This window comes from [Clostridium] celerecrescens 18A, assembly GCF_002797975.1.
Taxonomy (GTDB): domain Bacteria; phylum Bacillota; class Clostridia; order Lachnospirales; family Lachnospiraceae; genus Lacrimispora; species Lacrimispora celerecrescens.
Genome location: NZ_PGET01000001.1, coordinates 714,406 through 726,725, shown reverse-complemented (window position 1 = coordinate 726,725; position 12,320 = coordinate 714,406). Strand labels below are relative to the sequence as shown.

Below are 12,320 nucleotides of genomic sequence, written 5' to 3'. Positions count from 1 at the left end.
TTACATAATCCTGTCAGGCAAATTGTGGTTGCCCAGAACCATTTATATATCCATCGGAATTATCCGAAAGCGAATAATATCCTTTTACCTGCAGATAATAACTCTATTAATATTAAGGAGAATAATTATGGCAAAAGATTCACAACTTGACCCAAAATCGATCCGTAAGAAAAAAGCCAATGGTGGCCCTACTATGGCTGAGAGCGCATTAGATGGAGAAAGCCGAAATACTAAGAAGCAGTCCGGCAGCCGTCACAAACCCGGTAACGATAAATAATTAACTTTTTATGCAAAGGAGTAAATTGTATGAACCGTGATAAGCTCATATCCCAAGTAAAAGACGAATATGCACGAATAGCCTCATCTGAGTCCCAGCAGCATTTCCACCAGACCACAACTGAAATAACACCGGAAGCATACTATGAAAACCTGTTAAGCAAAGCCATCAGCGAGATTAACAGAGGAACCTTTGACAATTTTAAATCAGGAGAAGAAATTGTTACCGCTATTGCAAATGATAAGTCCTGGCTTTCCGATTGGAAGTAACTTTCGTCGCAGTTTTATTACCTAAATATTAAACCGCAAATAAAAACCGCAGTCCTTTTAAAAGGATTGCGGTTTTTATTAAATTTCGGTATAGATGCAACCGTTTGTAACGATGCTTTTCCTGCTGCTCCGTTCCATTGATCCAGCCCGAAGCAATACGTTAACAAGAACATCCGGCCCCAGTGATAGGGGGTTACTCCATCTTAGTTATTATAATGAGACGAATACGGATTGTTTTTATAATCATAATTTTCAAGTGGTACCGGTCCTCTGACTACGGTCCTGTGAACACGCAATTCTCCTTTTTCATTGGCAGCAATTCTCCAATCAACCATTTGTATCATGCCATTAATAATTTCAATCCCATTAATCCCACGGGTACGTATGCAGCAGCCAGTATTAAAGTATGGGAGGTCATCTGCTTTCGGGAACTTTGGTCTGTGAGTATGTCCGCAGATCAGCATCATCTTATTTTTTTCTATCCATCTGTCATAAACCTTCTCTACTTTATGTCTTTTAAATAAATTACGGGCCGGGCTGGTTGGATTGCCGAATCCAACAATATGCAGATACCTCCAAAAATACCGAAGTAATAACATGGAAAAAAGCCATAGCTGATCATTCATGATGTCACCCTGATGCCCATGAAGCACAAAAATCTTCTGTTTCGTTTTCTTATGTTTAAGAATGATGGCCTCCTTCGGCTTCAGTCCCCTGTATAGGTCCACTCGGATCTGGTTGTATTCATCATAATATTGATAATAATTTTCTCTGATAAACAGCTTTGACTTTAAATAAATATTATGGTTCCCATATAACATGATAAAGCGGCCTTCATCATAAAACTTTTTGATAACTGTAAAAACATCGCTGTGGGCTAAACGGATAACACTAAAATTCTTGTATTCCCAAAGCTCATCTCCATCCCCAACTTCTATATATTCATATCCTTCTTTATAATAGTAATTTAATGCATGCAAAAAAACATTCTGATTTCTGGTGAATTCATCTGAGATGCTGTCATCCCCTCTGTGGATATCACTAAAAAATATATATTTCGAATTATCATCAAAATACACAACCTCCGCATTTTTATATGCATGATTCAATCGTCTGTCAGTCTTCATGTTACCTCCTTTCCGATTTACCCATCCTGGTTGCTTAGGACTCAGCTTCCCAGAAACAGCAAGACCAGGTATTATACGATAACCAGATGCTTTTCTCCGTCATCCACCAGCGTAACCCTGTTCCCCTGAATGAGCTTGTCATCTACTGTAACTGCTTCCGTTGTCAGCGTTCCCTTGCTTCTGCTTTCGACCCTGATTTCATAGATGGATCTTCCATACTTATACTCAATGGAAAAATCGCCGAAGCTTGCCGGTGTAGCCGGATCAATGATCAGTTCATTCACCTCTTTCCGAATGCCAAGAAACCAGCATAATAATCCCTGGTACATCCAACCTGCGGATCCGGTATACCAGCTCCAGCCGCCTCTTCCGGTATACGGCGGGCTTAAGGAGATATCCGCCGTCATAACATAAGGCTCCTTCTCATACCTGAGCACATCCTTCCTGGTTTGCGTCACATGAATCGGATTAAGTATGGTGAACAGAGTTTGTGCCATGTGATAGTCGCGGAGCATTGACGTAGCAATCGCCAGCCAAACCGCCGCATGGGTATACTGGCCTCCGTTTTCCCGCATACCGGGGATATAATTTTTGATATAACCTGGGTTTTTGCTTGTTTTATTAAAAGGAGGAGTCAAAAGCAGGGAGATGGCCTCTTCCTCTCTTAGAAGATAACGCCATGCCGACTGCATTGCCGTTTTTGCACGTTCCTCTTTTGCTCCCTTTGATATCACACTCCAGGACTGACTGATGGAATCGATCCGGCACTCATCATTTTCCTTGGATCCCAGTTTCGAGCCGTCGTCGTAGAAGGCACGAAGATACCACTCCCCATCCCAGGTGTGTTCTTCGATGCTTTGAAGCAGGCCTTCCCGTTTCTGCTCCAGTTCCCGGCCGTAAGCCTCATCATTCTCCTGATTGCACAAAGGAATGAAGTCACCCAGTACCGTATAGAAAAACCATGCAAGCCAGACACTCTCTCCCTTCCCCTCTATTCCTACCTCATTCATACCGTCATTCCAGTCGCCGCCCCCCATGAGAGGAAGTCCGTGTTCTCCGAAGTTTGTCCGTTCGATGGCTTTTTTGCAATGTTCATAAACACTTTCAAAGCTTTGGGATATTTCCGGGGTAAACATCATATCATGCTCCCCATCCTTTAGGACCGGACCCTTGATATAAGGGACTTGCTCCTTTAAAATTGTGGTATCTCCGGTACTTCGGATATAAGCTGCGGTGCAATAAGGAAGCCACAGCAAATCATCGGTGATTCTCGTTCTCACACCGATTCCCATGGGCGGATGCCACCAGTGCTGGACATCTCCCTCTTCAAACTGCCTGCTGCAGGCAATAAGGATTTGCCTGCGCAAAATACTGGAATCCGCAAAGAGTAGGGAAAGGGTATCCTGCAGCTGGTCCCTGTATCCATAAGCTCCTCCACACTGATAAAAGCCTGCTCTTGCCTGGATGCGACAGGACACAGTCTGATAAAGCAGCCAGCCGTTTACCAGGATATCCACTGCCCTGTCCTTTGTTTTGACTTTAACCGTCCCTAATAAACCGTCCCAATAGGTTCTCAACCTTTCAAGCTCCTTTTCAGAAGCGGCGGTTTCCCTGTATTTATTTCTGATTTTGTATATCTCTTCAAGGCTGGTGCTCTGACCCAGCCCGAACAACACCGTCTTACTCTCTTCCGGCTGTATTGCAACGGATACCTGAATCGCTCCGCAGGGATCATAGCATACCCCCGTATTACAGGATAACTTGACCTCCGCTCCCCGCGGCTCCCGGACACTGCCCTTTTGCCCCAGAAACTCCTTCCTGTCCCCGGTATAACCGATGATGGTTTCACTGGAAAACAGGTAGGAATAGGTGTTTTGAAAGTTCATGGTATAAATGTTCTTTGAATATAAGCATTCATGTTCATTGTTATAGGAGGTCAGAATATAGGGGTTGGTTTGCTCCCCCTGGGTTCCCAAAACCCATTCCACATAATAGGTCAGGCTTAAATATTTCACTTTATCCGAACGGTTGGTGAGCGTAAGGCTCCACAGCTTCAATGACTCATCCAAAGGAGTAAAAACAGTCAGCTCCTGACTGATAAGCGCTTCCTCATGAAGGAACCTGCTGTATCCAAAACCATGCCTCACCCGGTAAGTGCCCCGGTCAGATCTTCCTAAGGACATGGGAGTCATTACCTCTCCGGATATTTCATCCAGAATGTAGATCGCCTCAGAGGCCCTGTCACTGACTGGGTCATTGGACCATGGAGTCAGCTTATTCTCCCTGCTGTTAATACTCCAGGTAAAGCCGGCGCCAGATTCCGATATCTGGAATCCAAAATTTTTATTTGAGACAACATTAAGCCATGGTGCCGGCGGCCGGTTATTACCCTCCAGCAGAATTTCATATTCCCTGCCTTCACAGGCAAATGCCCCGAAGCCGTTAAAAAATTCATAATTTTCTGTTTCTTTCTCCTGTGTCGTAGGTGCATATGCTGTGTCCAAAACCCTTCCTCCTTAAAGCCTAATATTCTTCAAGTAATTCATACTGATTTTCTTGGCCATTGGTAAAATAGATCCCTGTCTTCTCTGAAAATACGACCCGTGCTACCGTATACAGCAAATCAAGCTCCGCCGGTTTCATCTCATACGTATGCAGCGTAAAGAAGCTTGGCTTCTCGCTTCTGGAATCATAGATTCGAAGAGAGCTTGTCATATCGTTGATTAATTCATCCACCTCCTGATGATACCCATGCTTGGAATCGATCAGGATAACTAAATCCACCATAACTCGGTTGATTCTTAAATATTCATAAGCCTTTAATGCATCCTTTACGATTCTTTCCTGCTTCATTGACCGGACCATTAGAAGCAGAATGGGGTTATCTCCGGATACTCCGAATTTCCATAAGAAGCTTTGATTCATAAAGTTCCGCCTTATATTTTCAGCCGGCCCCCGGTAAATGCCCGAAGGATAGAAGACAGGGCTGATTAAGTCCTGAAAAGCGTTTAACTGGGCTCTGGTAATTTCCAGATACTTTAACTCCAGGTTCGTTTGTAGCCGGAATTTTTCCAGGATATCGTCGATCCGGTAGCTTACATTTAATTCCCCCGCGATTTTTATTGCTTCCTCTTTACTCCCACACACTCCGGTAATGAATGAGATGCAAGCGGTTTCACCTGCCCCTATGCAGATCTGTGCCCGCAGGCTCATGATCGGGTCATTGCAAAAGCCTGAATTATTTAAAAATGCAATGCTGTTAACCACAGAATCCGGATTTTCCAGGGTATTGTTTCTTCCTATAAAGCGTTTTCTGTCATTTTCATATTCCAGTTTTTTGCATAGCTTTGTTCCGGTTCTTACCATGTGCATCATATAAGGATTATCATCTTCACCCTTCCGACGTCTTTTAGCAAGAAAGATGTCCTGCTCTTCCAGATACTCACTCTCCAGAAATAGCTTATTGAATGCAGGATGGCTTATTTCTGCCAGATGGGTATCATCGACCACCTCCAGATAGCTGGTCACCTCTAAGTGCTTTTCCTCATTCCCGTGATTGGTAAAGATTACCTTACGTATCTCATAGTTTTGGTCCGCATTTAAGCTGACAATCATGTGTGATGAGATATCTCCATCCCTGCGTTTAAATTCCGCCTGGTGCGGGCTGAAAATTACCTGGTAAGCATCCGGTGTCTTTCTGGTCGGATGATAAGCGGCACTCCAGACCTTCCCCTGTTTCATGTCTTTGATATAGATATAATTACCTGTATTCGCATAAATATCCGACCGGAAACGGTAAAGCATACGGTCTTCATATTTACTGAAGCCATCCCCATCGGTGGTTATCATCAGGGAATAATTACCATTTGACAAATAATTCACAACCGGTGGATTCATGCCGGTGCGCTTGACATACCGGTTGCTGTAAATGTCTTCTTTAAAAAGAGGTTTTCCTATCTTAATGGTATATCCCTGCTTTGCAATGGAAATCAAATAGGACTGACGTTTTTCTTCCAACAGAACTTCTGTGGCTTTTATCATCATCTCCCCGTGAAATCTCTCCCGGAGGATTCCCCCATTGAGATAATTATTAATTGCAGCCAGATTCATCCCCTGATGATGAGCCATATAGGATTTTACAATGCAGTAAGGGGTCAGTTCCACAGAATTCGGCACATTAAAATCCACGGATTCATAGAAACCATAAGTGCCGTAAGCGCCTAATTCCTTCAGACGTTTTAAATTTTCCATGCACTCTTCTTCTGCGATATCCAGTGCCAGCATCGTCGCATAGGGAGCAACAACCATGGAATTTTTACGGACCGGCTGAAGCCTTATCTTCGGAACACCGAAGGCTTTATACTGGTAATTTGAGTTTAAGTCGAACCGGTAATACTGGGACTCAGATATCCCCCATGGTATCTCCGCCTCCTTCGCATACTTCATATGCTGGAGCACCGCCGCCCTTGATGTCTGGGCATAGACCGAGTCTTCATATTCTTTGAACACGAGATTTGGCATCAGATATTCAAACATCGTACCGCTCCAGGACACAAAGCAGGGAATGCCTCCCACAATGGTCAGCGGTCTTCCCAGTTTATGCCAATGCTTTAGCGGCACTTCTCCCATGGCTATGGCAAGAAGGCTTGTAAGCGCCGATTCAGACGCCATCAGGTCATAGCAGCCCTCATCAAGCGTATGGGAGGACACGTGATATCCGATATGGAACAGCATTCTCTTTTCGTTAAATAAAAAACGGAAATCTACATTTGTTAAAATGCAGTCTATTTTATTGCTGAGCGCTCTGATCCGTTCCATCATGCTATCTGCGAACTTATTGTCCTCTGACGTAATACTGCGAAGGGAAGGATAAGAAAAATAGGTCTTCTCCTTCAGTTTTAAAGCTTCCGCTTCTTTTACAGTGCTGGCAATGAGATTCATTAACTGTCTGCTCCAGAGGTAATCTTCTGGTGGTGTAAGCTCCCTATCCTTTAAATCTTCCTGGATTTGTGCAATATCATCGATCAGCTCCCCTATCCTTTGATACCTGGGCTTAAGTTCATTCCCGGCAGGACTGCCTGTTCTTATCCGTATTTCTTCATTGCTGTTTTCAACCGCAATCCTGAGTTCGGACAGAAAATTCTCCGGATAGACCGGCCTGTCTACCTGTTCCAGAAGTCCGTTTTTCAGCGCGACCAGATGACCCAGGAAATTGCCGCTGTCAACAGTTGATATATAGGCAGGATTTAAAACCTCCAGGGTCCCGATGTGATACCAGTTATAGAGATGCCCATTGAATTTCGGCATTTTCTGAACAGTTTCCATCAGATTTTCCACGACTTCAACCGTTGCGCTTAACGTTTCAAAACCCAGATCCCTTGCTGACAGGATTGCCAGAAACTGAAGTCCCATATTGGTCGGCGATGTTTTATCGCTGACTTTTTCAACCATTGAAATCTGGTAATTATCCGGACAGAGCCAGTTATTTTCCTTCGTGGAAAGCTCCTTAAAAAACTGCCAGGTTCTGCGTGCAGTATCCAGAAGCAGTTCATTGTTCTGTGCTTTATTTTTCAGTTGAAGCTTCTTATCCGGCTGACTGATCCCGTAAGCGATCTGGGAGGCAAAGCACCAGTCGGCTATTACGATTGCTGTCAAAATCATTCCGGCCGGGTTTAAATATCCCATAAAAAAAATTATCGCAAGGGCAGCCGCTGGAAGAAGAGAACTCCACATAGTGATAAAATATCCTCTTCTGGTATTGACAATGGAGGCGTCCACTGCTTCCGCCGTATTCCAGCGAAGCAGATTTTTTTTGCTGATAAAGATCCGGTACATGGTTCTGATTATTGCATCCGTTGCGACATAGGCACGGTATGGAGTGATTGTAAACTCCAGAAATGCCCGATAAAGCATTGTAGCTAGTTCCCTAAAAAAGCATTTATAAACAAGAGCGAGCTTTGGCCGGATCAGCTTCTGGGTAATCACTGCAAGCAACAGAATCACCAGAGTAAATATATCATTGAAGAAAACAATGGGTAACCAAAGATAATATGCTTTTGGCATCCAAGCCAGATTGAACAATACAAATAACGTCTTACTTAAAGGAACCATGCTTCTTCTTAAATTGTCAAAGATCTTCCACTTTGACAGCGTACATAAGTTTTTACCGTCCTGGTTCTTTCTTAAAAACAGCCAGGGCAGCAGCTGCCAGTCCCCGCGCAGCCACCGATGTTCCCTTTTGGTGAAAGATAAAACGCTGGTTGGAAAATTGTCCATAATCTTGACCGTACTGGAAAAAGCTGTCCTCGCATAGCAGCTCTCAAAAAGGTCATGACTTAGAATCCTGTTTTCCGGTACCTTGTTCTGAAGCACCTTGTGAAAGGCCTCCCTGTCATAGATGCCCTTCCCGGTATAGATTCCCTTATTAAAAATATCCTGGTATATATCTGATATTACGGTTCCGTAATGGGCAAGGCCCGATTCCCCTCCAAAGATTTTCGCAAACCTGCTGCCGTTTTTATCCACAATATGGTTTCTTACCGAAGGCTGAATGATGACATAGCCCTCTTCTACCTTTTGGCCTGCCGGATCCAGGACAGGCTTATTTAAAGGATGATCAATCAATCCTACCAGTTTTGCGGCATTGTCACGAAGCAGATTGGTATCCGCATCCAGTGTGATTACATACCGGAAGGTGGGAAGGAGCTTATCGTCACAGTAAATAGAGGAAAAGGTGGTATTCTCCTTTTCTTCTCCATTTAAAAGGTTATTAAACTCTTCCAGCTTTCCTCTCTTACGCTCCCAGCCCATATAACAGTTTTCTGCTTTATTCCATTTGCGGCAGCGGAAAAATAAGGAAAAGCGCTGCTGTTCCGAAGGATAGAGTTCATTCAGCTCCTTCATACGTGCAGCAAGGGCGTTTTCAATCACCTGGTCCTTATCCATGAACTCGTCCTGGGAATCCGCAAAATCAAGCAGCAATGCAAAGTAAAGGTTGGATTGACTGTTTGCCAGATAATGCTTTTGAAGGCGTTCCATGTACCCCAGGCCCTGTTCCTTTGAGGAGACAATAACCGGCATAACCACAAAAGTTTTTGCTTCCTCCGGTATTTCCTCCAGATAGTTCAGAGAAGGAATCTTTCTTACTTTCATTCTTCTTGTAAAAATAAAATTTGTAAGCTCTATGGAAATACCCATTAGCAGCGGCATTACCGATAAAAAGATAATGACTAGCCGGCTGATATTCCTAAGTCCGCCAAGGTTCCAAAAAGCATAGAGCAGACAGGCGCAAAATGCAGGAATAATAAGGAACATGGTAAGGAAATAAAGGAAGCCGCTTACGTTCATCCTTTTCTTAATATTTTGAGGGATCGGTTTTCCTAACGCCTTTGCTTTCAGAATCGGATACCCCTTACCCAAAAGATAGGAACCCACATGATGGGAACAATGCAGGTCCTCTCTGCCCTGAACCGCCAGCTCCAGACAGTCTCCGGCTATTTTTTCCTCCAGCAGCCGGTAACGGTGTGATAATTTAACGATAACCCCACGGTACATGCCCCTGGATTCCAAATCCATCTTTGGATATACCCCATCCGGATCCTGTGATAAAATCTGCTCCAGATAAGAATATTCCTCAAAGAACTTTTCTTCATCAACTTCATTAATATCCCTGAGGCTTACAATCAAGGTCCGGATATTTGTCTCAAGAAATGATTCAATTTTTCCTTCCTCCATGAATACTCCGGAGGTTTTCACCTGCCTTTCCAGGGAAGAAAAGTGATGTTCCAGGTATTTTTGAATGGAGGCCTCATCAAAAGACAGGTTTTTCAGCAGGTGTATTACATGGGCATGAAAGGAGTAGTTCAGCCTTAAGTTATCCTCAGTTTTGCATAGCAGCGCTGATATATCGGCCGGACCCTTCTTATCCGCCAGCTTATCACGGAGAAACTTTTCAGCCTTTGATTTCACATCAATCATATGAAGAATTTCTTCCGCGATCACAATGATTTCTTCCAGAATGCAAAAGCCCAGCACTTCCGGCAAAACCCAGATTTCCTTGTCCGTAAGGGGGATCTTCTGCTGATAAGCCTTCAGCATCACAGAAATATTTTCTTCACTTAAGTGCCCGCCGGAAAGAGCCACCATCTTTTTTGCCACAACATAAATACGGGGAAAGTTCCGGTATTCCTTTCCCTCCAGAACCGGCAATACGGCATAGCTGGTTCCTGATGTACGGACCTTTTTGATTTCCCGGTACAGCATCTGGAAATTGTCAAAGAGCCAGCGTGCTGCAGGAATCAGGGAAATGATATCCGTGGATACGACGGAGATACTGTCTCTTATTTTATTCAGTTTTTTATAGGCGGCCTGATTATAATCATTAAGAACAAAGCTGCGTCCCACCAGCCTGACCTGGCCATGACCTTCTGCCAGATCAAGCATCTGCTTTTCCCACTCGCTTGGATCAAGTTTATTTTCTTCACCCTGGAAGCAGTCCAGGAAATGAACGTTCTTGCTAAAATGATAACGCCGGTAATACAATATGAATAGTACAAGGCAGATTGACGCGGCCAGCAGCAATAGAATATTCAGCAGGAACGGTGAATTTATATAAAAATTAGTTTTTTCAAAAAAGCTCTGCAATTGAAGCTCCTCCTTATTTAAGAAATCCTTCCGGCATAACAATATCTTTTTACAGATAGTTTGTCTGTTTTTCTATAAAAAATAGCGCAGTATTATATTGTGGCACTTTTTATGTTTTTTTATTAATTTCCTGCCATATTTATAAAATTTACACGAAATCCGTGTTCCTGCGGGTACGTAGGCCGTTTGAATTTATTTCATAGTTAAGGACTATGGTTAGTAAGGAGGTGCAATTCCTGACAAGGCATTTAACAGTGGATTAATTGTAAGCCATACAAATACATGGTCTTCTTTTTACGTAAACTTCCGGTCATAGAGCACAAAGTCTTCCTTGATTCTTTCTTCATTTTCCAGTACAATAAGTTCATAATAGAACATATTGTTCTTTAAATAGTATAACAATGGCATTTGAGCGATACAAGAAACGATTTTTTCAAAATGTACGAAACCGAACAAATCTGCGAAATTGTTCAAAATGGAGAGGTATATGGACAGACGACAAAGAAAAACCAGGGAAGCTATTTTTAATGCATTCAGCAAACTGCTGATTCATAACAGCTATTCGCAAATCACCGTGCAGGAAATCATTGATGAGGCCAACGTGGGCCGGACCACCTTTTATGCCCATTTTCCAACAAAGGACGATCTTTTGCGGGAGATGTGTGCGGAACTGTTTGAGCATGTTTTCTCCCATAAGCCGGAGGCAGAACCGACTCATGACTTTTCAATGGCGACCGGCGATCCAAAGGTGATTGTGACCCATATTCTCTACCACTTAAGAGAACATGGGCGGACGATGATTATCCTTTTGACCTGTGAAAACGGGGAACTGTTCCAGCGTTACTTTCATCAATACTTCCATGAGCTTGTAACGCTGCACATATTTTGTGGGAGTACCCGTAAAAATACCATTGTACCGGATGACTTTCTCATCGATCATATTTCAGGGAGCTTTGTTAATCTGGTGCGGTGGTGGCTGAAAAATCATATGAAGCAGCTGCCGGAAGAAATCGCGGAATATTTTTGGGCAGTAATAGAGCCGGTTGTATAAGGGAGGAAAAATAAGATGACATTACAACAGTTAAAATATTTTATTGAAGTGGCAAACTGCGGTTCCATCAACAAAGCCGCCGAAGGATTGTATATTGCCCAGCCAAGCCTTTCAAACGCTCTTCGTGAATTAGAAACAGAAATCGGACACGAACTTCTCACCCGGACTCCGAGAGGCATATCTTTAACCACTGACGGAGCGGAGTTTCTGGGCTACGCCCGGCAGGTCGTGGAGCAGGCGAGTCTCTTGGAACAACGGTGGCTGAATAAGAAACCATCACGGCGGCTGTGCTCCATATCCACCCAGCACTATGCCTTTGCTGTGAATGCATTTGTTAATATGGTGAAAAAAACCGATGCAGAAGAATATGAGTACACACTGAGGGAAGCAAGGACTTTTGAGATTGTGGAGGATGTGAAGAATCTGCGCAGCGAACTGGGGATCCTCTACATGAACAATTTTAATCGTCAGGTGTTAGAAAAGCTGCTTCGGGAACACAATCTGACCTTTCATCCGCTTTTTACCGCCGTACCTCATGTTTTTATAAGCACCTCCAATCCCCTTGCAAGGAAAAATTATGTAACCCTTGAAGACCTGGCTGATTACCCCCGGTTGTCCTTTGAGCAGGGGGATTACAACTCCTTTTATTTCTCAGAAGAAATACTCAGCACGGAATACGCCAGAAAAGATATTCATGTCGGTGACAGAGCTACTATTTTTAACCTTATGATCGGGCTTAACGGTTATACAATTTCCACAGGAATTGTGAGCGCAGATTTAAACGGGGATAATATCATGGCAGTACCTCTTTGTGTCAACGATTCAATTGAGGTTGGCTGGATTTCCCACAAAGATATTCAGTTGTCACGGCAGGCGGCAATGTACCTTGAGGAATTGAAAGCTGTTGTGGCCGAATATGGCATTGATATTAAAGATGAGTTATAGCCTTATGC

General features: G+C 43.5%; 7 protein-coding genes. 4 read left to right on the top strand and 3 right to left on the bottom strand.

Features of this window, described 5'->3' with window-relative positions:
- Window positions 1-127: 127 nt before the first annotated feature.
- Both H171_RS24280 and H171_RS03445 read left to right on the top strand, forming a co-directional pair.
- Window positions 128-277, top strand: coding sequence for a hypothetical protein (locus tag H171_RS24280; protein ID WP_166429703.1), 150 nt, complete (start codon window positions 128-130; stop codon window positions 275-277).
- 29 nt (window positions 278-306) lie between these two features.
- On the top strand, window positions 307-546 hold the full coding sequence (locus H171_RS03445) for a hypothetical protein (RefSeq protein ID WP_100303896.1): 240 nt from the start codon (window positions 307-309) through the stop codon (window positions 544-546).
- Between the two features lie 203 nt (window positions 547-749).
- Here H171_RS03445 and H171_RS03440 read toward each other — a convergent pair whose 3' ends face one another.
- The 3 genes from H171_RS03440 to H171_RS03430 form a co-directional block, all read right to left on the bottom strand.
- Window positions 750-1,673 (bottom strand): metallophosphoesterase, encoded by a 924-nt coding sequence (locus H171_RS03440; protein WP_100303895.1) that lies wholly within the window; start codon window positions 1,671-1,673, stop codon window positions 750-752.
- A gap of 71 nt (window positions 1,674-1,744) precedes the next feature.
- A complete protein-coding gene (locus H171_RS03435) occupies window positions 1,745-4,177 on the bottom strand; it encodes a GH36-type glycosyl hydrolase domain-containing protein (protein WP_100303894.1) in 2,433 nt (810 codons plus the stop codon).
- A 19-nt stretch (window positions 4,178-4,196) separates the two neighbouring features.
- Window positions 4,197-10,316, bottom strand: a complete 6,120-nt coding sequence (locus tag H171_RS03430) for a glucoamylase family protein (RefSeq protein ID WP_100303893.1) — start codon at window positions 10,314-10,316, stop codon at window positions 4,197-4,199.
- 487 nt (window positions 10,317-10,803) lie between these two features.
- Here H171_RS03430 and H171_RS03425 point away from each other — a divergent pair, with 487 nt between their 5' ends.
- Together H171_RS03425 and H171_RS03420 are read left to right on the top strand one after the other, a co-directional pair.
- Window positions 10,804-11,367 carry a TetR/AcrR family transcriptional regulator gene (locus H171_RS03425; RefSeq protein ID WP_100303892.1) on the top strand — a complete coding sequence of 188 codons (564 nt, stop codon included), beginning with the start codon at window positions 10,804-10,806 and terminating at the stop codon, window positions 11,365-11,367.
- Between the two features lie 15 nt (window positions 11,368-11,382).
- Window positions 11,383-12,312 (top strand): LysR family transcriptional regulator, encoded by a 930-nt coding sequence (locus tag H171_RS03420; protein WP_100303891.1) that lies wholly within the window; start codon window positions 11,383-11,385, stop codon window positions 12,310-12,312.
- The last annotated feature ends 8 nt before the right edge of the window (window positions 12,313-12,320 follow it).

Excerpts from the sequence above, each read along its gene's own strand:
- H171_RS24280 (WP_166429703.1), top strand. The coding sequence starts at position 128 with ATGGCAAAAGATTCACAACTTGACCCAAAATCGATCCGTAAGAAAAAA.
- H171_RS03445 (WP_100303896.1), top strand. The coding sequence starts at position 307 with ATGAACCGTGATAAGCTCATATCCCAAGTAAAAGACGAATATGCACGA.
- H171_RS03440 (WP_100303895.1), bottom strand. The coding sequence starts at position 1,673 with ATGAAGACTGACAGACGATTGAATCATGCATATAAAAATGCGGAGGTT.
- H171_RS03425 (WP_100303892.1), top strand. The coding sequence starts at position 10,804 with ATGGACAGACGACAAAGAAAAACCAGGGAAGCTATTTTTAATGCATTC.
- H171_RS03420 (WP_100303891.1), top strand. The coding sequence starts at position 11,383 with ATGACATTACAACAGTTAAAATATTTTATTGAAGTGGCAAACTGCGGT.